Raw genomic sequence first — 23628 nt, 5'->3', positions numbered from 1 at the left:
TCACTTTGTGTGCAGTTGGTATTTTATAACGGTTTTTGTTTCAATTTGTAATAAGAACGCGTATGTCGTTCATGAGGGGATATTCTTGGCTTTCAATCTTGCTACCTTGCTTGGCAGAAAAAATCCGCCACTGATAGGCTTGGATATCAGCTCGTTCGATATCAAACTGGTTGAGTTGTCCGAATCGGGCAATAAGACTTATCGTCTGGATCGCTATGCTTCCGAGCCTTTGCCAAAAGGCGCTGTGCTGGACGGTAATATTGAAAATATCGAACAAGTCGCAGACACCATAAAAAAACTGCTGAAAAAAAGCGGCACCGGCGCAAAAAATGTCGCGCTCGCCATGCCAGCCTCCGCCGTTATCACCAAGAAAATTTATCTTCCTGCCGCGCTGAGCGAACAGGCACTGGAAGTTCAGGTGGAATCAGAGGCCAGTCAGTACATCCCGTTTTCAATGGATGAAGTCAGCCTGGATTTTTCAGTTATCGGCCCTGCTGCAAACGAAGAAGACATGGAAGTTATGCTGGCCGCTTCACGTAAAGAGAAAGTCGAAGACAGGGTGGCAGTTGCGGAAGCAGCGGGATTAACTGCAAAAGTCATGGATATCGAGTCCTATGCTGCGAGAGCGGCAGTGCAGCGCTTGATTGATAAGCAGGCAAACGAAGGTCGTGACCAGGTTTTTGCTGTATTTCAGCTTGGCGCGAAACGGACTTACGTCTACATCATATTTAACGGTGATGTTGTTTACGAGCGTGAGCAGCAGTTTGGTGGTAGTCAGCTCACTCAGGATATTGTCAGAAACTACGGCTTGTCGCAGGACGAGGCTGAAATTAAAAAGAAAAACGGCGATTTGCCTGATAGCTACGAAATGGAATTACTTGAGCCATTCCTGGAAAATGCTGCGCTGGAAGTGACACGCGCTATACAGTTCTTTTTCACATCCACACCATACACACGCGTTGATCAGATTTTCCTGACCGGCGGTTGTGCGGTGCTGACTGGTCTGGCGGATATCGTCGCTGAACGTACAAAAATTTCCACTGCAGTCATCAGCCCGTTTAAAGGAATGGAGCTGGCTCCCGGCGTCAATGAAAAAGCACTCAGAAACGATGCTCCCGGATATGCGATTGCATGTGGTCTCGCTTTGCGGAGATTTGACTGATGATTAAGATTAATCTTTTACCGCATCGTGAAGAGAAACGTAAGCAGCAAATCAAAGACTTTTATTCTTTGCTGCTCTTGTCTGCGATTGTCGGGGCTTTTGTCGTCATTATGGTTGGCGCATTAAAGCAGCACGAAATCACAGTTCAGGATGAACGCCTTGCTTTCATCAAGAAAGAAAACGCGATTCTTGATGAAAAAATCAAGGAAATCGCAAATCTGAAACAGGAAATTGATGCACTGAAGGCGCGTCAGCAAGCTGTTGAAGATCTTCAGGGCGACCGCAATCAGCCTGTGTTTTTGTTGCAGGAGCTGGTACGCCACACGCCTGAAGGAGTCTATTTACGAACACTTAAACAGGACGGTCAGCGCGTCACGATCAGTGGCTATGCACAGTCGCAGGAGCGTGTTGCTGAATATATCCGTAATCTTGGCAGCCGGTCTGAGTGGATGTACAAGCCGGATCTGATTGATATCCACTCAACCGGAATTGGTCAGGGGCGTGATGCACGGAAGGTTTCTGATTTCTCAATTAACGTTGGCATCAAACGCCCGCGTGAGCGAGATGAAAGTGCGTCTTCCACCGCGGAAAATGTTCGCTCTGATGCCGCAAAGCCAAATTAATACTGGATGAGATCGAGAGAGTCTGAATGGCTGCGAAATTAAATTTAAATATCAATTTCAACGAACTGGCTGATGATGTTCGGTCGCAGTTCGCTGACACCAGCGGATTGCACCCCGGATTGTGGCCAGTAATTCCCCGTATGAGTGCAGCGGCAGGTGTTTTTGCTGTGGTGATGTTGCTGGGCTGGTTTTTTTACTGGAGCGCCCAGAATGAAGAGATTGAGCAAAAGATGGCTCAGGAAGTTCAGCTGAAGCAAGAATATCGCGACAAGATGCAAAAGGCGATTAATCTGGACGCCCTGAAAGACCAGCGTGCACTGGTTCAGCAGTACGTTTCGACTATGGAAAAGCAGTTGCCAAGCAAAGCAGAAATGGATGCGCTGCTATCCGATATCAACCAGGCAGGTATTGGGCGGGGCTTGCAGTTTGACTCGTTTAAACCGGGTACGCCAGTCGTAAAAGATTACTATGCTGAATTGCCTATCGATGTTCGCTTAAGTGGCAGTTACCATGATCTTGGTGAATTTGTTGCGGATATTGCAAAACTTCCGCGTATTGTTACCTTGAATAACCTCGCTGTCACAACAAATAAAGATGGCGGGTTAACTTTGGAAGTCGTCGCGAAAACATTCAGATATCTGGATAAAGACGAAGTGATGGCGCAGGCAAATCAGAAAAAGGCTAAGAAATGAGATCAAAACTGACAATGCTTGCCGTACTTGTCAGTACGCTTTGGCTTAGCGGCTGCGGGCAGGATGATTCAACAGAGCTTCGTGACTGGATGGAGTCGGTAAAGAAAGAGACCCGTTTGGTTGTTCCGAAACTGAATCCGCCGAAAACCTATATGCCCGTGCCATATGAAGTAAAGGCTGATATAGACCCTTTTAATCCTGAAAAACTGATGGCGGTACTCGCCAGGATGAAAGATAACGGAGGGCGTCTGAAACCGAATATGGACAGGCCAAGGGAAGAATTAGAATCATTCCCGCTGGATACGCTGAAAATGGTTGGAATTATCGAGAAGAATGGCCTGAAACTTGCGCTGATTCAATCAGATAAAAAAGTGTATCAGGCCAAACTTGGTGGATATATAGGACAAAACTTTGGGTTGATTGTCAAAATATCCGAAGCTGAGGTACAGATAAAAGAGACGGTGCAGGACGCGGCCGGAGACTGGGTTGAACGTGAAGCTAAGCTTGAGTTGCAGGGGAGTCAAAAATGACGGCGTTGATAAGTAAAATCAAAAGTGGCGCGATGTTTGTAAGAGTCTGCCTGATCGCGTTGTGCGCACTTTGTTTGCCAGCACTTGCACAATCTAACAGTATTGAGACAGTGGTTGCTAACCAGCAGGGGGCAAATATTGTCGTTAAAGTCGGGATGAAGAATCCGATTCAGAAGGCACCTGTTGGATTTTCCATCAATAATCCCGCACGGATTGCACTTGATTTTCACGATACGCTGAATGCGACCGGGAAAACGACGATTGATGTCAATATTGGTGATCTTCGGACTGTTAACCTTGTTGAGGCAGCTGGTCGGTCGCGCATGGTATTCAATCTGAATAAAGCACTGAATTATGCGACAACGATCGAAGGTAATAACCTGATCATTACTATTGACGGATCTGGCGGCGTTGCGACAGCCGTTAATTCTCAGGGTTTACCTGCAAATCCTGAGCCGGTGAGCTTCGCAAACGGACATAAGCCTCAATTACGTGATATTGATTTCCGTCGTGGTGTCGCGGGGGAAGGTCGCGTAGTGGTGGACTTGCCTTTAAACCAGGTTGCTGTTGATGTTCGCCAGCAAGGCCAGAAAATTTTTGTGACCTTCCTGAAGGTTGGTTTACCCGAAAATTTACGTAAGCGTCTGGATGTCGCTGATTTTGGTTCTCCGGTACAGACCGTAACTACGACACCAAACGGCGAAAATGTGCAGATGGTGGTTGAACCAAAAGGTCTGTGGGAGCACAGTTCTTACCAGAGTGATACTCAGTTTGTTCTCGAAGTACGTCCGATTAAAGAGGATCCGAACAAGCTTACGCAGGGAACTCAGGGATATCGCGGCGAGCGTATCTCATTCAATTTCCAAAATATTGAGGTGCGTGCGATTCTGCAAATCATCGCTGAGGTCAGCGGGCTGAATATTATTGCCAGCGATACGGTGACCGGTACAATCACCTTACGTTTGAAAGATGTGCCATGGGATCAGGCGCTCGACAATATTATGCAAATCAAGGGACTTGATATGCGTAAGAATGGTAACGTGATGTGGGTTGCACCAAAAGATGAACTTTTGACAAAAGAGAAGCTGGAGCTTGAACAAAAAGCGCAGATTGCGGAACTTGAACCACTGAAAACGGAAGCATTTCAGCTGAATTACCAAAAGGCCGAAGCATTCAAGCAAGTGTTTGGTGTTGATGGTGCGTCTACTAACCGAATTTTGTCCAAACGTGGCAGTGCAGTGATTGAACCGCGTACAAATCAGTTGTTTGTTACTGATATTCCTTCAAAACTGGAGGAAGTACGTAAGCTGATTCAGAAAACGGACATTGCATCAAAGCAGGTTCTTATCGAAGCGCGTATTGTTGAGGCAGATGACAAATTCAGTAAAAACCTTGGCGCCAAACTGGGCTTTACTGATATGCGCGGTATTCGTGGTGGTGATGCCGGATATCAGGTTTCAGGGAATCAGCGTGTTGCATTGACAGGAAATTATCTTGGCGTTGGTGAGCAAACCGGTCAGGCAAAAATCACTGATCAAAGTTTTGTTCCAAATTCACAATTTGTGAATTTGCCAGCAGCAGGTATTAACGGTTTGTCACCAGGCAGCCTTGCAGTCAGTTTATTCTCATCCGCAGCGAATCGCTTCCTGAATCTGGAACTGTCTGCGCTAGAAGCAGATGGTAAAGGCAAAATTATTTCCAGCCCTCGTGTAGTCACTGCTGATCAACTGAAAGCATCGATTGAGCAAGGTACCGAAATTCCATACCAGGTGGCGACGGCTAGTGGCGCAACATCCATTGTTTTCCGTAAAGCGTCTTTACGCCTTGAGGTAACACCGCAGATTACACCTGACGGCAACGTTATTCTGGATGTTGATGTTCATAAAGACAGTGTTGGTCAGGAAACTCGTATGGGTTATGCGATTGATACTAAGCAGGTTCGCACAATGGTACTGGTCGAGAATGGTGGTACGGTCGTTCTGGGTGGTATTTATCAACAAACCGAACGTGATAACATGACAAAGATTCCATTCTTTGGGGATTTACCATTGTTCGGAAATTTATTTAAGAGCACCGGCCGGGTGAACGATAAGACCGAATTGCTGATTTTCATTACGCCTAAAATTATGGCGGACCGGTTTAGTATTAAGTAATAAGACAGGAAAATAAAATGATACGACTGCAGAAAAACGGGTTTGAACTCGTAAGGCTGTTCCGCTATTTCGTTGCGATCTTGTTCGCTGTAGCGCTCGCTGCTTGCGGTGGCGGAGGGGGATCGGCAGGCTCGTCAGGCAACGGTGCCGCATTGTTTGTATCTGCTCCGAGCGCGATTACAATTATCCCGGGGCAGACTGTTCAATATACAGTCGGTGGCGGTGTTCCTTCTTACGCGGTTGCAACTGCCACTTCAGGTATTATTGCGACGATCAAAGATAAGGTGCTGACAGTCACTGCGGTGGCGGGCGGTACTTCGCAGGTGACAGTTACTGACAGTGCAGGAAATAAAGTAGGCATTGCCGTCACAATCGGAACAGGTATTCCCTTGTTCACATCGGCACCTTCGGAATTTTCCATGGCTGTCGGTGCGAGCACCTCATCGTTTGTGATTGGCGGTGGTTCAGCTGAATATATCGTATCTGTCGATAATTCTTCTGTTGTCGCACTTAGCTGGATCAATAACAGCTTCTCTCTTTTTGCACGTGCTGCAGGTACGGCAAATGTAACGATCACCGATACAATGGGCGGAAAAATTTCCCTCAAGGTGACTGTAACGGCCGGTGGTACATCCAGCAGTGCGTCATTGACGTCGACTGCACCGTCCACAATCAAGCTGGCATTGAATGAAACAGCTACTTATACAATCAGCGGTGGTACCCCTGCCTATACGGTTGGTAGCTCGGATAATTCGATTGTCAGCGCATCTGTCTCTGGTAATTTACTGACTGTTACCGGTAAAGGAAACGGAAATGCATCGATCAAAGTTCTGGACACAACAGGCCAGAATTTGCCGATCGCTGTACAGGTTGGTAATGCAACTACCGCGATTTTCACATCTTCGCCGTCAGATATCACAGTCGGTGCGGGAAATGCTTCTCCGACCTTTAATGTTGGTGGCGGTACACCGCCATATACGGCAGTTTCTGCAAATGAGCTCGTTGCAAAAGTTGCGCTGGGAACAGGCAGTACTTTTATTGTGAGCGGAGTTGCTCCAGGCACGACGACAGTCACACTGAAAGATAGTACTGGTTCACCTGTTAGCATAAACGTCACGGTTAAAGATACTTCCACAGCACCATTGGCTTTATTCACAAATGCACCATCAGCGTTAACGCTGCAAACTTCAGTTACAGGTTCTTATCTGGTTTCAGGTGGCACACCACCTTACTCTGCGATTCCAAGTAACCCGTCGGTTGTTGATAGTGTTGTCACGGGCAATAATTTGTCAATTACTGGTAAAGTTGCTGGTAATGCAAAAGTAACGATTTCAGATTCCAAAGGTAATAAATTACCGGATATTGACGTTACAGTCTCAGGTGGTACTACCCTGACATTATTCACAACAGCGCCTTCTGCGATTACGATGGCAACAGGTTCGCAGCCGTCATATACGATTTCAGGTGGCGTTGCTCCATACACAGTGATCAGTAGTAACGCAGGGGTAGTCTCTGTTGTTACACCAACCGTTGCGACCTCGGGTGCTAGTTTTACACTGAAAGGTGAAGCTGACGGCTCTGCTTCTGTTCTGATCACTGACAGTACCGGTAAAACCGTTCCCTTGATTGCCGTGACAGTGACTAATACCTTGCCTGGAACGTTAAACACCACAGCGCCGCAGTCTGGTGTTACGCTGAAACTTGGTTCAACGGATACCGACAATGGCAATTACGGCATTATTGGCGGTACGCCACCATTTAATGTGGTGTCGTCCGATGTCACCGTTGCAAAAATTACGTCACCGGCAACTTTCCCGACTTTAACTACAATTTTCTCGGTTAAAGCAGTTGCTGCAGGTACATCAACAATTACGGTGACTGACGCTAAAGGCATCCAGGCGAGTTTTGCAGTGAAGGTACTTGCTGTGACAGGGCCAACGTTCACTGTTTCCCCAAGTAATGTAACAGCAGGGAATGTCGGTGATATCCTTTACTTCCGTGTGGATGGTGGTGTCGCGCCATATACTGTGTTGTCAAATAATTCTGCCGCAATTGGTATTCCGAGTGGGACCGTGCTGTCGAGTTCAGGAGGTACCTTCACAGCTCAATTGACCCGGGCATCCGCAACTTCAAATCAAATTGTTGTTTCTGACGCTGCTGGCGCAGTACAAACGGTGACTGTTTCTACGGTAGGAGCCCCAGCTACAGGATTTTGGGTTACCCCTTCCAGCTGGACAATTGATGAGGCAACAAGTGCACCGGTTACAATGACTCTGAATGGTGGAAATGGACCTTATCAGATTTTCTGGAACGATAAAGTACTGGCAAATGTATATACAAGTACTGGAACGGATTTAAGTTTGCCGTCGTCGACGTTCTTTAACGACAGCACACTCAGCGTACGTGTTGGAACACAAGGAACGCGTTGTGTAGCAGGTGATACAACGATAACTTTCACAATTGTCGATAGTTTAAATCGCTCAACTACAAGTACAATGACGATTAAGAATAGCAATGTACTCTCAGGTTGCTGATACTGCGTCATAATGCTTGGCCAGCTTCCTGAGCGTGAATCAGGCTCAGGAAGCGAACATGGCAGGTAATATCTTTCTAGTAGGGCTAATGGGCTCCGGCAAAACGACAGTTGGCCGGGCATTAGCCCGAAAACTCAATAAGCGGTTTATCGATTCCGACCATGAAATCGAATCCCGTACAGGCGTTTCTATCCCCGTAATTTTTGAAATTGAAGGCGAGGCGAGTTTTCGTGCTCGCGAGGCTGAGGTCATCAAAGAACTGACTTCAATGGATGATATCGTCCTGGCAACAGGCGGGGGGGCAATTCTGAATGCAGAAAGCCGACAATTTTTACACGAACGTGGTACGGTTATTTACTTGCGTGCCAGTGTAAACAGTATTTTGCAGAGAACTCGTCACGATAAAAACCGGCCATTACTCAGAACAGCAGATCCGAGAAAAAAATTGGAAGAGCTGGAGCAACAGAGGCATTCGCTGTATCAACAGACAGCCCATGTGATTATTGAAACTGGTCGTCCGCATATTAATCATCTGGTGCAGCAAATTGTAGAAAAATTGCCCTGTTCAGATCGTACTCTTTCGTCCTCGGAAAATATGAAAACTGTACACATCAATGCTACCGGTCAAAGTGTTCAGACTTTAAAAGTTGAACTGGGGGAGCGCTCATATCCGATTTTTATTGGGCAGGATATTCTGACTGACGAAAAAATTTTGCAAGATAGTATTCAGGCAAAGAGAGTAGTTATTGTCACTAATGATGTCGTGGCACCTTTGTATCTGAGCCGGCTAAGGGAAAAATTACTTTCTCTTGGAAAAGAAGTCAGTGCAGTTATTCTTCGTGACGGCGAAGAATTTAAGACTTGGGAATCACTGACGCAAATTTACGACCACCTTTTAAGTGAAAAATGTGACCGCAAATCGATGCTCGTTGCATTAGGCGGGGGCGTAATCGGGGATATGACGGGCTTTGCTGCAGCGACCTATATGCGCGGAGTTCCGTTTGTTCAGGTGCCCACAACCTTACTCTCTCAGGTAGATTCATCAGTTGGAGGAAAGACGGGAATAAATCATCCTGCTGGCAAAAATATGATTGGCGCTTTCTATCAGCCACAGGCCGTTATTGCTGATACTGCAACGTTAAATTCTTTGCCAGACAATGAGCTATCAGCAGGTATTGCAGAAGTAATAAAGCATGGGGCAATCACTGACCTTGCATTTTTTGAGTGGCTTGAGTCGAATATGAATGCAGTGCGTCAAAGGGAACCGGAAGCACTTGCTTATGTGATAGTCAAATCATGCGAAATCAAAGCAGATATCGTCAGGCAGGATGAGCGTGAAGGCGGGTTAAGGGCGATTCTGAATTTTGGGCATACATTCGGCCATGCTATTGAAGCGGGGCTTGGTTTTGGTGCGTGGTTGCATGGAGAAGCTGTTGGCTGCGGAATGTCGTTAGCAGCCGAGGCATCATATAAGCTTGGATTTATCGACTTTATGCAGCGAACCAGGCTAATTCAGCTGATTAGTAATGCCGGATTACCTGTTATCCCTCCGCAATTGGGGGAGCAGCGCTGGCTTGAATTGATGGAAGTTGATAAGAAAAACGAAGGTGGCAAGATTCGTTTTATTTTGATCAAACCCCTGGGTAAGGCTGAAATAACCGAAATTCCTGCAAATATCCTTAGGGAAATATTACACTGACAAAATTTGCTGAGAGGCAAATATTGAGAGGGGTGAGTGAATGTCATTTTTACTGGCACCTTATGCTGTTCATCCAGATGATTCACGGGGACGCAGTAAAGCAGAACCAGTATCTGCCGGCAGGACGGAGTTTCAGCGTGACAGGGATCGAATCATTCACTGTTCTGCTTTTCGGAGGCTTGAGTATAAAACCCAGGTTTTTGTAAATCATGAAGGTGATTTATTTCGCACCCGGCTCACTCATAGCATCGAGGTCGCACAGATTGGACGTTCCATAGCGAGAAACCTCCGGTTAAATGAAGACCTCGTTGAGGCGATTGCTTTAGCCCATGATCTGGGGCATACGCCATTCGGACATGCAGGACAGGACGCTTTGAACAGGTGCATGCAGGAGTATGGTGGTTTCGAACATAATTTACAGAGTTTGCGTATCGTTGATGAGCTGGAAGAACGCTATGCCAGTTTTAACGGATTAAACTTATGCTTTGAAACGAGAGAAGGTATTCTGAAGCATTGTTCACAGGCGAATGCGGAAAAGCTGGGTGATGTCGGAAAAAGATTCTTGCAAAAAAAGCGCCCCAGTCTTGAGGCGCAACTGACAAATTTAGCTGACGAAATCGCCTACAATAATCACGATATTGATGACGGTATTCGTTCCGGATTAATCACAGACAGCCAACTGTGTGAAGTGCCACTGTATGAGCGTCACCGAAGGATTGTCGAGCATTTGTATCCAGGCGTGTACGGCAAAAGAATTGTCTCTGAAACTATTCGACGTATCATCCATACGCTGATTACCGACCTGATTCAAACCACTACAGACCAGATCCAGCAATTTAATCCACACCATGTTGATGAAATCAGGGAGCTGCCTTCTCTGGTATCTTTTTCTGATCAGGTATCTTCAGAAGCAACAGAACTCAAACAATTTTTGTTTAAGAATCTTTACCGCCATTATCAGGTGAACCGGATGATGCGAAAAGCAAGATTAGTTATTGAAGAGTTGTTTGACGCATTCATGCAAGACCATAGTTTGTTGCCTGCTGATTATCAATTGGGTCGTTCAGGCGCAGATAACGTCGCTAAGCAGGCCCGGCGAATTGCCGATTATATAGCTGGCATGACAGATCGGTTCGCCATGCGCGAGCACCGACGGATTTTCTCAATTCATGAACCACTCATTTAAAAATCACTAGTTATATGAAAAAGTACTTATTTGTCATATTGATGGCGTTGTCTGCATTTTTTTCTTATTCTGACTGTGAAGCAGGTTTGAGCGACTTGTCCAATCAGGAAGCCAGTGTTGGCTTGAAGGCTGCACTAGAAAAAGGTGCGGGTGCAGCTGTCGGACAGTTGGGAAAAGAAGGTGGTTTTCTGAATAACGAAAAAGTAAAAATTTCATTGCCATCGGCGCTGGAAAAGATTCGTCCCGTTTTGCAAATGGCAGGAAAGTCTGCGCAGTTAGATGAGTTGGTGGTCGCAATGAACCGTGCAGCTGAAACAGCGGTACCAAAGGCAAAACCTCTGCTGTTGAACGCTGTTAAATCGATGACGATTTCTGATGCAAAAAATATTGTGACCGGCGGAGATACATCAGTTACAGAATTTTTTCGGCAGAAAACGAGTGCGCAGTTAAGCAAAGAATTTTTACCTGTCGTAAAAGGCGTCACAGATAAATCTGGTTTATCATCAAAATACAATAATGTAATGGCGCAGGTACAGAAGTTCGGCGTGGTTAAATCTCAAGAGTCGACAGTTGAGGGATATGTGACAGAGCGAGCTCTTGATGCGCTTTTCGTAATGATTGCAGAAGAGGAAAAAGCCATTCGGAAAGACCCTTTAGGAGCTGGAAGCAAAGCAATTTCCAGGGTGTTTTCGTTGTTGAATTGATTCGGCCTGAAACAAAAAATCCGGAAGGATGGTTTTTTCTCTGGTTCTTAGAAATAGTTAAATTGAATATGCTATGAATTGGCAAAAAAGCCATTTTTTTAAAAAATAAACCACAGAGCATTTTAAATCGCGTAAGCTTGATTTTCCGTACAATGGAAAATTATCAAAGCAAATATTCAGATGAATATTTGTGGTCATAATATTTAGTAGTTCGGCCTTGCCGGTCGGTAGAAGTTGTTAGAGTCGATTTTGATCAAAAAGAAATGTATTTCGAAAAGGAATTATTTCTTTATCGCAGATGTAGCCAGCATAAAAGATTTATAGCGTTTTCGTTGTAATTTTAGATTTGTTGTTGCACCAGCTGCGCGTTCAGTTTTTGGGATGCGCAATCAAAATAATCACGACAGGAGACTCGTATGCCCGGTAAATTCACGGCAGTTCTTGCCATTACATCCCTTTCATTGATATCCAGTGCATTCGCTGCAGATACGATCCGTATTGGAGTGTCTGGCCCACTCACAGGCGGGTCCGCACCTATGGGGGTTTCTATGCGCGATGGGGTGAAGCTGGCCGTTGCCGAAATTAATGCAAAGGGAGGATTACTCGGCCGTCAGATACAGCTAGTCGAACGCGATGACGAAGCAAAAAATGAGCGTGGCGTTCAGGTTGCGCAAGAGCTCATCAATAAAGAAAAAGTTGTTGCTACAGTCGGATATATCAATACCGGAGTTGCACTTGCATCGCAGCGTTTTTATCAGGAAGCTAAAATTCCCGTGATGAATAATGTGGCTACCGGAAGTGTAATTACAAAGCAGTTTTTGTCTCCTGAGCATAAAGAAAACTACGTTTTCCGTGTTTCAGCAAATGACACAATTCAGTCTGCGATGATTGTTGAAGAAGCGGTTGGTAAGAGAAAACTGACGAAAGTTGCGATTCTTGCTGATTCGACAAATTATGGGCAGCTTGGCAGAGAAGATCTTGAAAAAGCACTCTCAGCAAAAGGTATGAAGGCGGTCACGGTTGAGAAATTCAATATTAAAGATGTTGATATGACTCCTCAGTTACTGAAAGCCAAACAGGCCGGAGCGCAAGCTGTTCTTACTTACGGAATCGGACCGGAATTAGCGCAAATCGCCAACGGCATGGAGAAGCTGAACTGGAAAGTGCCGATGATAGGTAGCTGGACCTTGTCGATGGCAAATTTCCTGGATAACGCGGGGAAAAATGGAAATGGCGCGACGATGCCGCAAACATTTATACAGGATCCGAATACTCCGAAGCGCAAAGCGTTCATCGAAGCATATCAAAAAGCATATAAGGTAGAGCGAATTCCATCACCGGTCTCGGCAGCACAAGGCTACGATTCGGTCTATTTGCTTGCTGCGGCAATTCGACAGGCTGGAACTACTGATGGCGTAAAAGTCCGGGAGGCTCTCGAAAATCTTAATGAAAAAGTGGAGGGTGTAGTCACAACCTATGTCAAACCATACTCTCATGATGACCATGAAGCAATTAAGCCGGGAATTCCTGTAATGGGAGAGGCGAAAGACGGTCATATTGTTTTATCCAAATAAATTTCCTTTTGAAAAGCCGGCATTTTTGCCGGTTTTTTCATTTCTGCTGGCAGGGAATTTATTACAACTACAGAGAGCACATTATGGATATTTTTCTGCAGCTGGTATTCAGCGGAATTGCGCTGGGGATGATTTATGCCGTTATCGCGTTTGGCTACCAACTGACATTTGCAACGTCCGGAACGCTGAACTTTGGTCAGGGTGAGGCATTAATGCTTGGCGCGCTTGCTGGCCTGAGTATGGTAGGCAACGTACATGGCGGACCGTATCTGAATTACTGGCTGATGATTCCGTTAGTGTTGATATTCGGAGCATTGCAGGGTGCATTTGTGGAGTGGATAGGCGTTCGACCTGCAATAAAAATAAAGTCTGAATTTGGCTGGATTATGTCGACGATTGCGCTGGCAATTATTTTCAAGAATGTTGCTGAAAATATCTGGGGAAAAGATGACCTGACTTTTCCTTCGCCATTAAGTGCAGCGCCTTTTCAGGTCTTGGGTGCAAATATTCAGCCAATGCAAATAGTGGTTGTGCTTGGCGCGATTGGAATGATGGTTGCCGTAGAAATTTTTAATCGAAAATCGATTTATGGCAAAGCGGTTGTTGCGACATCGAACGACAGAGATGCCGCAGGTCTTATGGGGATTAATACAAATCAGGTCATTACCTTTTCTTATGCGCTCTCTTCAGCCACGGCAGCATTTGCGGGAGTTCTGGTAGCACCTTTGACATTAACAGGTGCAACCATGGGATCTGCCCTTGGCTTAAAGGCTTTTGCTGTTGCAATTATCGGAGGACTGACTTCCGGGGTGGGGGCTGTGGTTGGTGGGTTGATACTGGGTGTAACCGAGACGCTGACTGGCTTTTACATTTCAACAGGCTACAAGGAAGTGCCGGGACTCATACTTTTATTGCTCGTGTTGGCAGTAAAACCGGCCGGGTTGTTTGGAAAGACAGCCATTAAAAAAGTATGAGGAATAATATGAAAAAAATACTGCATATTGCGCCATGGATCGGTGTATTGGGAATTTTGCTTGTACCTGTCTTTATACACAACCCGTACTATCTGCATCTGGTCGAGACTATACTGATTTACGCAATTCTATTGTTTGGTCTTGATATAGTCGTTGGTTACACAGGTCAGGTTTCTTTAGGGCATGCTGGTTTGTTTGGTATTGGTTCTTATACTACAGGTGTTCTTTTACTCAAATTCGGCCTGCCTTTTTATCTCACGATACCAGCCAGCATCTTACTGACGGCGGGCTTCGGTGCTTTGTTGGCATTACCTGCATTACGGGTAACCGGGCCATATCTGGCGATGGTAACGCTCGCGTTCGGAACAATTATTCAGATTCTGATTAACGAAATGAGCTTTCTCACCGAAGGCCCAATGGGTATCAAGGTGGCAAAGCCTGTGTTTCTCGGAGCCAAACTGACAGAGACCGGACATTACTATTTTGTCGCTTTGATGATGCTGCTGGCGATGCTGTGCGTGCACAGGATATTGAAGTCTTATCTTGGACGTGCATTTCAGGCATTGCGTGATAGTCCGATCGCATCAGATTGTATGGGAGTTTCCGTATACCGCTATAAAGTTCTGGCGTTTGTCATCAGCGCTGCGCTCGCGGGGCTTGCCGGAAGTCTGTATGCCTATTCTGAAGAATATATCTCACCTAACACCTATAACTTCGAGCTGACGATCTTGTTTTTACTGGCAGTGATTATGGGGGGACGAAAGTCGCGTACAGGATCTCTGCTCGGTGCACTTATCGTCGTAATGCTTCCGTCTTTGCTGGCTGACATCGAGTTATTCAGAAAGATTGCGTCGGGCGCAGCATGTTTGGGCGTCATTTTTTCGATCGTGGCATTTTTCCACACCCGTGCTGCACTACGAGGCATGCTGGTGCCGGTTATCGCATTAATTGGTATGGCTTTATTCGCATACAGACTCGAGAGCATTACTGACTGGCGACTGACCATTTTCGGGTTGATGACGCTTTTTGTAGTTTATTACTTGCAAGATGGTATTGTTGGCTTTTCTATGAATATCACAGGTTCCCGGGCAAGGCATGTGACATCTCATACCGGAGCGATGGAAAGTCACAGCGCAGTGCAATTTCACGGAAATCAGACAGGTCGCAACATTCTGAATGCAGATCAGATTGTTATGCAGTTTGGTGGTTTGAAGGCACTTAACAGAGTTGATCTCCTTATCGAAAAAGGTACTGTACATGGATTGATCGGTCCGAATGGTTCCGGAAAAAGCACAATGATGAATGTTCTGACCGGTATTTATTTGCCAACGGACGGGAAAGTGACGTATGGCGGTGCATTGATATCCGGAAAAACGCCGTCTGCGATTGCATTAAGCGGTATCGCGCGGACTTTTCAAAATGTGCAGTTGTTTGGTGAAATGACTGCAACTGAGAATATTCTTGTCGGGTTGCACCATACGTTTGGCAGTTCGTTATGGGATATTTTAGTGGCGAGTCGCAGTGACCGACTGTACGAAGTTGCTGCACGGCAGCGTGCTGCAAGCATACTCAGATTTGTCGGGCTGGATGATCTTGCAGATGAGGAGGCCAGAAACCTTCCGTATGGAAAGCAGCGATTGCTGGAAATCGGGCGTGCGCTTGCACTCAATCCCGGATTGTTACTGTTGGATGAGCCTGCAGCAGGATTAACAGCTCCGGATATAAAAGAGTTAACTCAGATAATTAAGAAAATTAAGGAAAGTGGTGTCACAATTATTTTGATTGAACATCATATGGATGTTGTGATGTCAGTGTGCGATATTGTGACTGTGCTGGACTTCGGACAGAAAATTGCTGAAGGATCGCCGGCTGAAATTCAGCAGGATGCCAGGGTTATTGAGGCATATCTGGGTGGTAGTCAGAAAGACTCGGCTGATGAAAAAACAGCAGTGGGGGGAAAATGCTGAAAATTGAAAACCTGCATGCAGCATATGGGAAAGTTGAAGTGCTGCACGGAATTTCTCTGGAAGTACCTGCTGGAAAACTGGTGACGCTGATCGGCTCCAATGGCGCTGGCAAAACTACGACTATGCGTTCAATTTCCGGGATGCTGAAGCCGAAAAGTGGCATTATTTCTTTGGATGGAAAAAATATCACGGGTCTGGACTCGCATAAAATTGCCAGAGCCGGTCTGGCACACTCACCTGAAGGTCGCAGGGTTTTTTCAACAATGTCAGTGATGGATAACATGCTGCTCGGTGCATTCCCCCGTTTCACAGGCGGACGTCCCAAAGGCGATATTGAGGCAGATCTGCAGCGTGCTATGGAATTATTTCCGCGTCTCAGAGAGCGCAGAAATCAGCTCGCAGGTACTTTGTCTGGCGGAGAGCAGCAAATGCTTGCAATGGCAAGAGCCGTCATGCTGAATCCTGAGGTAATTCTATTAGATGAACCTTCCATGGGATTGGCACCGATTCTGGTGGACGAAGTATTCAGAATACTGCAGAGACTGAAAGATGAAGGGCGAACGATGCTGCTGGTTGAACAGTTTGCTGCTGCGGCACTCGCTGTTGCAGATTATGGCTATGTTCTCGAAAACGGGCGGATTTCAGTTCATGGACCAGCAGCACAACTGAAAAATGATCCTGCAGTGAAGGCAGCTTATCTGGGTGGCAGTCACTGATCAGAGCTGCAGACGACTCCCGCCGGGATATGTGAACAGAACGGCGGGAGTAACATGGTTAATCAATCACCGGGTCAGTCAGCATGTGAAGCGGGTGTGCAGTGTCAGGCCATACGGTTTGGAAGAAATGCTGAATTTCATTTTCGCTGACATCACTGACATGCTGATGTTGCCATTTCGGCTGGTTATCTTTATCAATTACCAGCGCACGTATCCCCTCAGTAACTTCGGTTTGTCCAAAACAATGCCTGACCATCGTTCGTTCCATGCGCAGGCATTCTGCAACATTCATTGTTGCGGATCGCTTTAATTGTTCCAGAGTTACGCACACCATCAAAGGAGAACGCTTTGCTATTGTGGCTAGTACCTTTTTCGCGAAAGTGTCTTCGCCGGATTGCAATTTCCGGCATATTTCGGAAGCAGAGTTTCCTGAAAAGTAGTGATCAATTAAATGGCGATTTTTATTGATAAAACAGTCCCCTTGTGGGAGATGTAAAGACTGAGAAAATTTTACAAGCTGCTGTTTCAGGTTTTGCGTATCACAGGTTTTCAGAAATTGCATGAGCGCAGGGATGTGTTCCGAAGGGATGAGAATATCTGCCAAGCCGGTTTCTATGGCGTCTTCACCGCTGATGATTTCCCCAGTCAGCCCCAGATACCGACCTGTCTGACCTGGCATACGAGACAGAAAGTAGCCGCCGCCGACATCTGGAAACAAACCTATGTTTACTTCAGGCATTGCCATTTTGGTTTTTTCGGTAACGATACGTATTGCCGATTGCGGACCAGCCTGAGCGATTCCCATCCCACCGCCCATTACCACACCATTCATTAAAGCTACATACGGTTTTGGATAATGATGAATCAGATGGTTCAGCGCATACTCTTCTGTAAAAAAATCTTCCAGCAAGGCGCTGCCTCCCTGCGGAGTCTGATTTGCAGCTTCATAGAAAAAGCGGATATCACCCCCGGCACAAAATGCCCTTTCACTACTGCTGAAAATAACAACAGCAAGTACTTCGGAATCTGACTTCCAGTTGATCAGGGTATGCGTGAGCGTACGAATCATGTCGAGTGACAAGGAGTTCAGCGCTTGCGGGCGGTTCAGTTCGATGTGTCCGATATGATTGATAACAGAAGTGCGTATCATGTTGTCCATAAAAAGCATTGTGAGGAAATAAACCGCGATTAACGAATAGTAATGAAGCTGTTTGTCAGAGTGAGTACGGAAAAACGTTCCTGAGATTTTTTATTCAGAAGCCGGAAAGCAAAACAGGGCGTTTCCGCCCTGTGCTCATATTCACTTAAACGATTACAACGATGCCGGATCTGGCATATGTTTTATTGCTTCGTGATTATGGTCCTGAATCTTGTCTTTATGCTTAATTACCTGACGGTCTAATTTGTCAACCAGTGCGTCAATCGCTGCATATAAATCATGTGCAAGGCTTTCAACATGAATATCTTTGCCACTGACATGCAGATTAATATCTGCCTTATGACGCTTTTCTTTTTCACGCAGTTTGTCTACGGTGAGGATAACAGCAATATCAATGACCTGGTCAAAATGACGCCGGATGCGTTCGAGTTTGGTTTGTACGTATTCGCGAATTGCAGGAGTAACTTCGACGTGATGTCCACTGATGGTGAGATTCATACTGTGCTCCTATGTGATGATCTTGCTACTAGAATGCGCTGTCTCAGTTTTTCTGATGTTGCGCTAAATCATATATAGCAATGAAAGCCTGAATTACAAGAATTGCACTACAAGATTTTTCGCATACTCACTGGGGGAATTTTCAGGGCTTCACGGTATTTGGCAACAGTGCGTCGTGCAATTACCATGCCTTGTTCGCCCAGCATGTCTGCAATTTTGCTGTCAGAGAGTGGGCTCTTCTGGTCTTCTGCTCCTATTAACTGCTTGATCAGAGCGCGTATCGCGGTGGATGATGCTTCACCCCCGGTTTCCGTCGCGACATGGCTTCCGAAAAAATACTTCAGTTCAAACATGCCATGCGGGGTCAGCATGTATTTCTGAGTGGTTACACGAGAAATCGTACTCTCGTGTAAACCTAGTGTATCAGCTATTTCACGCAAAACAAGGGGGCGCATGGCGACTTCACCATGTGTAAAGAAGTTGCGCTGACGCTCAACAATGGCTTGTGCAACGCGCAAAATTGTTTCGAAACGCTGCCGCATATTTTTGATCAGCCAGCGGGCTTCCTGCACCTGATTATGCAATCCGCATTCTGAGCGCGATTCACGTGCCAGACCTGCATATAGCGAACTGACGCGAAGTTTCGGCATCACGTCCTGATTAAGCGTGACTTGCCATTGATTTCCGCATTTTCTGACGATTACATCCGGTACGACATAATCCGCTTCCGGTTGCGTGTAATCCGCACCGGGGCGCGGGTTACAGCAGCGAATGACCTGTTGTGCATCGCGCAAATCTTCATCGTCGCAATTCAGGGCTTTGCGCAAACGGGTAAAGTCACGTGCGGCAAATTGCGGTAAATGATTTTCAACAATCTGCAGTGCCAGACGTCTGGTGACAAACGGGATACCCGGGAGGCGACGAACCTGCAGTGCCAGGCACTCCGACAGATTGCGGGCACCGATACCCGCCGGTTCCAGAGACTGCAGCAGGTTCAGGGCAAACTGTAACTCTTCCGGCTCAACATATAACTCAAGCGGCAGGCTCGCATGCAAATCTTCCAGTGATTCTGACAGATAGCCGTTGTCATCCAGTGCATCAATGATCAGTTCCAGTAATGCGTGGTCGCGCGGTTCACGCACTGTCAGGGCAGTCTGGCTGAGCAGAAATTCCCGCAGAGTCTGCGGAGCAGCTTCCAGCTGCGGGCGCAGATCGTCGTCCTCGCCGCCTGATCCGTTACTGCGTATTTCCGGTCCCCAGTCATCCGGATTGACACTTTCAGCGGGTGGTAGGTCAGCGTCAGCTGCCGCTGCTTCGGAAGGCACAGGCTCTTCGCTCGCAGGGGTTGCGGTTTGCATACCAGCATCATTGTGCAGACTGCCTGTATTCAGCGCGCCGTCTGCCAGCAAGCGTACCGCCTGATCCAGCGGATCATCGATCCGTTCCAGCATCGGGTTTTCGATCAGGGCCGCTTCCAGTTCCTGATGTAACTCCAGCGTCGACAGTTGCAGCAGACGTATAGATTGCTGCAGTTGTGGCGTCAGTGCCAGATGCTGAGAGGTGCGTAATTGCAGGCTTTGCTTCATAGACGCTTACATGCGGAAATGTTCTCCGAGATAGACTTTGCGCACAGACTCGTTCTGTACAATGTCTTCCGGCTTGCCACTGGCGAGTACCGCGCCCTGATTAATAATGTAGGCATGATCACAAATACCCAGCGTTTCGCGGACATTGTGATCCGTGATCAGAACGCCGATACCGCGCTCTTTCAGAAAACGGACAATGCGCTGGATTTCGATCACAGCGATAGGATCGACCCCTGCAAACGGTTCGTCCAGCAAAACGAAGCGTGGTTCAGTAGCGAGTGCGCGGGCAATTTCCACACGGCGACGTTCGCCGCCGGACAATGACAGTGCAGGATTTTCACGCAAGCCTTCGATTTGCAGATCATGCAGTAAGGCATCCAGTTTTTTGCGAATATGCTTTTCGCTGAGCGCTTTGCCGTCTTTATCTTTGCGCAACTCCAGTACTGCACGGATATTTTCTTCCACGGTGAGTTTGCGGAATACCGATGCTTCCTGTGGCAGATAGGACAAGCCCATCACGGCACGTTCGTGAATAGCATGACGGCTGACATCGTGCTGGTCGATCCGGATTTCACCGGCATCCGACGGGACCAGTCCGACTATCATATAAAACGATGTGGTTTTGCCTGCACCGTTTGGCCCGAGCAAACCGACGACTTCACCACTGCGCACCATCAAAGACACATCACGCACTACCTGACGCGCACCGTAACGCTTTTGCAAACCTTTGACTGACAATGTGCTTTCCGCGTTTGCCATGTTTACTCCGCCGGTGGTGTCAGTTTGCTCTGGATGACGATACGTACAGCCGGTTTGCTTGCATCATGCTGGCCGCTGGCAGAATTCGCACCGACAAACACTTCGTTGATCGTGTCGTAAGATAAATACTCGCCGTTTTGTTCCTGCGTGACTTTGCCGCTGTCCAGATTTCTGACGCGGGCATCACCGGTCAGGATCACCATGCCGGAAGTGGAGTTAAAGGTCGCTTTTTCAGCTTCGCCTTCCATCCAGCGATTGCCGCCATCAAGCTTCTGACGGAACTGCATCTTTGCGCCGGCGACACCGTTCAGCAGATATTGTGTTGAGCCATCAGCCAGTTCACTCATCACGGCATTGTTAGCTTTAATGACCAGCGAACCCTGACTGATTTCCACGCCCTGGGTTAAATGCAGAACATTCTTTTTCAGGTCGGCGCGGGAGTTACCTGCAGTCGCGACGATTTCTTTGTATTTGTCGCCTTTTTCAGCATGGCTGCTGAGCGACAGCAGCATCATGCTGACTGGCAGCAGGCATCGCAGCCAGCGACGGAGTCGGATAGTCATGATGGATTCCTTGAGGTGGTTGCAGTGCGGCTCAGGCTGCGCGGCTGCACATGCACTTTGACCTGACTGCGTAACTGAAGTTGTTGTGTGATCTGATCGGCTTCCAGCCCGACAGCGGTTGCGCGTACACGCGGCGTGAGTAATTCAACGGCCTGATCTGTGATTACTTTGTCGGTATCCGGCAGCAGCATCAGATAACTGGTTGTTAACTGCATGAATTCAGGATGCGCAGGTTCTGCCTGTACAACCCTGACATCGCCGTGCAAATGGACTTTGTCTTCCTGACGGGTATTATTTTCGGCTGCAGATTTTTGTTCCACCAGTGCTCTGTCGGCGCGCAAGGTTACCGGTTCGCGACGGGCATCGTAGCTGTGGATCAGTGGCTGGAAAATTTCGATCTGGTCAGTCACCGGTAAATGCTGCAGACGGTCGCCGGTGACATGGTAGTTGGCTTTGCCGTTATTCGAAATTTTGATGTAGTTAAAGCGTTCGATATAGTAATCGGGCTCTTTGCGCTGACGTGACGGATCATCACCGCTACCGAAATGGGTAACACTGTGCCAGTACCAGATCACACCCATGGTGATTGCAGCCAGTAAAGCGATACCGGTCCAGGTCTTAAAGCGGTCAGCGGTCAGCGACATACTCATCCGAGGAACCTTGCGAGCATGGCATCATAATGACCCTGTGCTTTCAGGATCAGATCACAGATTTCACGCACAGCGCCGCGACCACCCTGTGCGGTGGTCACATAATCCACGCGGCTGCGGACTTCCGCATGGCCATTCGGTACGCTGGCGGCAAAGCCGACCTGACGCAATACCGGCAAATCGATGACATCGTCGCCGATGAAGCCGCATTCCGCCGGTGTCAGTTGTAATTCTTCCAGTAAGGCCGCAAAGGCGCTGGCTTTATCGTGGATGCCCTGACGGATGTGGCTGATGCCCAGATCGCTGGCGCGTTTCAGCACCACAGGTGACTGGCGGGCGCTGATGATGGCAGTCTGGATGCCGGCGTCCTGTAACAGGCGTATGCCCTGTCCATCGAGCACATTAAAGGTTTTGATGATTTCGCCATCGGCGGAAAAATGCAGGCTGCCATCGGTCAGGATGCCATCCACATCAAAGATCATCAGGCGGACAGCCGCTGCTTTTTGATTGATTGCAGACATCAGATTACCTTTGCACGGGTCAGATCATGAATATGCAGCGCACCGGTCAGGCGGCCTTGTTCATCGCTGACTAATAACTGGTTAATACGGTAGGTTTCCATCATTTCCACCGCTTCGACCGCGAGTTTCTCAGCCCGGATAGTGCGCGGCTGACGGTGCATCACATCACCGATACGGATCGCGCTGAAATCGCGTGCGCCATCCATCAGGCGGCGCAGGTCGCCATCGGTGAACACGCCGAGTATGCGCTGCTGCTCATCCACCACTGCAGTCATCGCAATGCCTTTTTTGGTGATTTCCAGCAATGCGGTGGTCAGTGGTGTATCCGGTGTGACTGCCGGAACGGCATCACCGCTGCGCATCACGTCTTTCACATGCGTCAGTAAGCGGCGACCGAGTGCACCACCGGGATGCGAACGCGCAAAATCTTCAGCGCGGAAACCACGGGTATCCAGCACCGCCACTGCCAGCGCATCGCCGAGTGCCAGCGTGACTGTGGTGGAAGCGGTTGGTGCCAGATTCAGCGGACAGGCTTCTTTATCGACATGCAGGTTCAGATGAATATCCGCGATTTTTGCCAGACCCGATGCCGGATTGCCGGTCATGGTGATTGTGGTCACGCCCAGACGTTTAATGATGGGAACGATCGCCATCAGCTCGGCGGATTCTCCGGAATAGGAAATCGCGATAAATACGTCTTGCGCCGTAACCATCCCCAGATCGCCGTGCGCGGCTTCGGCAGGATGCACAAAGAAAGACGGGGTACCGGTCGAGGCGAATGTGGCAGCAATTTTGCGGCCGATATGGCCGGATTTGCCGATGCCGGAAACAACGACGCGGCCGTTGCAGGCGAGCAACGCTTCAACAGCGCGGGTAAAGGCTTCGGCATCTTCGCCTTGCAGACGGCCTTGCAGCGCGATCAGTGCATCGGCTTCAATCTGCAGTGTTTCCGCTGCCAGCGCCACGGCGCGCCCGGCTGCGTCGGCAGAGAGGCGCGGTATTTCAACAGGTTGGGCATTCAGATTCTTCATGCCCGAAGTATAAACGAAATCCGGTAAGCAAAAACTCTGCCAGATGTAACATTGCTTTGCGCCACACCGATGCGCTGTCCGGTAGCGACGCGCTGGCCCTGCTGTCAGCCTTTTGTGTTTTTCCCGCATGCAGCGCGATAAAGCGGCAGACAGGCAAAAGTCTGGCGAAATTACCCTGAAAACACCTGAAATGCGGTGTTCTGCATAGCTATATGGCGGTGTCTCAGAGTTTGCGCGGTTCTCCGGAGTATGCCTGTGCGGATAGCTGCACAGATGAAGTTACATTTTCCGAAGGATTACCGGCTCCGGTATCGTTGACTAAGGGGAGGAGGGTGACGCAGCGTTCC

At 47.8% G+C, this 23628-nt stretch carries 21 protein-coding genes; 13 read left to right on the top strand and 8 right to left on the bottom strand.

Annotated elements, in window-relative coordinates; translation table 11 throughout:
- Positions 1–85 precede the first annotated feature (85 nt).
- From IE092_RS10745 to IE092_RS10685, 13 genes are all read left to right on the top strand, one after another.
- Complete coding sequence (locus IE092_RS10745; RefSeq protein WP_189357166.1) at positions 86–1162, top strand: pilus assembly protein PilM; 1077 nt, start codon at positions 86–88, stop codon at positions 1160–1162.
- A complete protein-coding gene (locus IE092_RS10740; RefSeq protein WP_189357165.1) occupies positions 1162–1785 on the top strand; it encodes a PilN domain-containing protein in 624 nt (207 codons plus the stop codon). Before IE092_RS10745 ends, IE092_RS10740 begins: the two co-directional genes overlap by 1 nt.
- A gap of 26 nt (positions 1786–1811) precedes the next feature.
- A complete protein-coding gene (locus tag IE092_RS10735) occupies positions 1812–2477 on the top strand; it encodes a type IV pilus inner membrane component PilO (RefSeq protein WP_189357164.1) in 666 nt (221 codons plus the stop codon).
- On the top strand, positions 2474–3007 hold the full coding sequence (locus IE092_RS10730) for a pilus assembly protein PilP (protein ID WP_189357163.1): 534 nt from the start codon (positions 2474–2476) through the stop codon (positions 3005–3007). The genes IE092_RS10735 and IE092_RS10730 overlap by 4 nt, the downstream gene beginning before the upstream one ends.
- Positions 3008–3039: 32 nt before the next feature.
- Positions 3040–5160, top strand: coding sequence for a type IV pilus secretin PilQ (gene pilQ, locus IE092_RS10725; protein ID WP_229793138.1), 2121 nt, complete (start codon positions 3040–3042; stop codon positions 5158–5160).
- A 17-nt stretch (positions 5161–5177) separates the two neighbouring features.
- Complete coding sequence (locus IE092_RS10720) at positions 5178–7694, top strand: beta strand repeat-containing protein (protein ID WP_189357161.1); 2517 nt, start codon at positions 5178–5180, stop codon at positions 7692–7694.
- Positions 7695–7752: 58 nt separating this feature from the next.
- Positions 7753–9393, top strand: coding sequence for a bifunctional shikimate kinase/3-dehydroquinate synthase AroKB (gene aroKB / locus IE092_RS10715; protein WP_189357160.1), 1641 nt, complete (start codon positions 7753–7755; stop codon positions 9391–9393).
- Between the two features lie 40 nt (positions 9394–9433).
- Positions 9434–10579 carry a deoxyguanosinetriphosphate triphosphohydrolase gene (locus tag IE092_RS10710; protein WP_189357159.1) on the top strand — a complete coding sequence of 382 codons (1146 nt, stop codon included), beginning with the start codon at positions 9434–9436 and terminating at the stop codon, positions 10577–10579.
- A gap of 14 nt (positions 10580–10593) precedes the next feature.
- Positions 10594–11283 (top strand): DUF4197 domain-containing protein, encoded by a 690-nt coding sequence (locus IE092_RS10705; RefSeq protein ID WP_189357158.1) that lies wholly within the window; start codon positions 10594–10596, stop codon positions 11281–11283.
- A gap of 416 nt (positions 11284–11699) precedes the next feature.
- The gene (locus IE092_RS10700) at positions 11700–12857 is read left to right on the top strand and encodes an ABC transporter substrate-binding protein (RefSeq protein WP_189357157.1); all 1158 of its coding nucleotides are present in this window, start codon (positions 11700–11702) and stop codon (positions 12855–12857) included.
- A gap of 83 nt (positions 12858–12940) precedes the next feature.
- Positions 12941–13831: a branched-chain amino acid ABC transporter permease gene (locus tag IE092_RS10695; protein WP_189357156.1), complete on the top strand. Its 891-nt coding sequence runs from the start codon at positions 12941–12943 to the stop codon at positions 13829–13831.
- An 8-nt stretch (positions 13832–13839) separates the two neighbouring features.
- Positions 13840–15798, top strand: coding sequence for a branched-chain amino acid ABC transporter ATP-binding protein/permease (locus IE092_RS10690; protein WP_189357155.1), 1959 nt, complete (start codon positions 13840–13842; stop codon positions 15796–15798).
- The gene (locus IE092_RS10685; protein WP_189357154.1) at positions 15792–16514 is read left to right on the top strand and encodes an ABC transporter ATP-binding protein; all 723 of its coding nucleotides are present in this window, start codon (positions 15792–15794) and stop codon (positions 16512–16514) included. The genes IE092_RS10690 and IE092_RS10685 overlap by 7 nt, the downstream gene beginning before the upstream one ends.
- A gap of 58 nt (positions 16515–16572) precedes the next feature.
- On the opposite strand, the gene IE092_RS10680 is transcribed toward IE092_RS10685, so the two are convergent.
- The 8 genes from IE092_RS10680 to IE092_RS10645 all read right to left on the bottom strand — a co-directional run bounded on the left by IE092_RS10680 (position 16573) and on the right by IE092_RS10645 (position 23281).
- Entirely contained in the window at positions 16573–17664 is a 1092-nt protein-coding gene (locus IE092_RS10680) for an enoyl-CoA hydratase/isomerase family protein (protein ID WP_308427129.1), read from the bottom strand.
- 162 nt (positions 17665–17826) lie between these two features.
- Positions 17827–18171, bottom strand: coding sequence for a ribosome hibernation-promoting factor, HPF/YfiA family (hpf, locus tag IE092_RS10675; protein ID WP_189357152.1), 345 nt, complete (start codon positions 18169–18171; stop codon positions 17827–17829).
- Positions 18172–18278: 107 nt separating this feature from the next.
- Positions 18279–19757 (bottom strand): RNA polymerase factor sigma-54, encoded by a 1479-nt coding sequence (locus IE092_RS10670; protein ID WP_189357151.1) that lies wholly within the window; start codon positions 19755–19757, stop codon positions 18279–18281.
- 6 nt (positions 19758–19763) lie between these two features.
- Positions 19764–20516 carry an LPS export ABC transporter ATP-binding protein gene (gene lptB / locus IE092_RS10665; RefSeq protein WP_189357150.1) on the bottom strand — a complete coding sequence of 251 codons (753 nt, stop codon included), beginning with the start codon at positions 20514–20516 and terminating at the stop codon, positions 19764–19766.
- Between the two features lie 2 nt (positions 20517–20518).
- Positions 20519–21079 (bottom strand): lipopolysaccharide transport periplasmic protein LptA, encoded by a 561-nt coding sequence (gene lptA / locus IE092_RS10660; protein WP_189357149.1) that lies wholly within the window; start codon positions 21077–21079, stop codon positions 20519–20521.
- Positions 21076–21723, bottom strand: coding sequence for an LPS export ABC transporter periplasmic protein LptC (gene lptC, locus IE092_RS10655; RefSeq protein ID WP_189357148.1), 648 nt, complete (start codon positions 21721–21723; stop codon positions 21076–21078). The genes lptA and lptC overlap by 4 nt, the downstream gene beginning before the upstream one ends.
- A gap of 2 nt (positions 21724–21725) precedes the next feature.
- Positions 21726–22250 (bottom strand): KdsC family phosphatase, encoded by a 525-nt coding sequence (locus tag IE092_RS10650; protein ID WP_189357147.1) that lies wholly within the window; start codon positions 22248–22250, stop codon positions 21726–21728.
- Complete coding sequence (locus tag IE092_RS10645; RefSeq protein WP_189357146.1) at positions 22250–23281, bottom strand: KpsF/GutQ family sugar-phosphate isomerase; 1032 nt, start codon at positions 23279–23281, stop codon at positions 22250–22252. The genes IE092_RS10650 and IE092_RS10645 overlap by 1 nt, the downstream gene beginning before the upstream one ends.
- Positions 23282–23628: the final 347 nt, after the last annotated feature.

Source organism: Cognatundibacterium squillarum, assembly GCF_014652435.1.
GTDB lineage: Bacteria > Pseudomonadota > Gammaproteobacteria > Burkholderiales > Burkholderiaceae_D > Undibacterium > Undibacterium squillarum.
The sequence above is the reverse complement of the archived record's forward strand: the minus strand, read 5'-3'. Positions and strand labels throughout refer to the sequence as shown.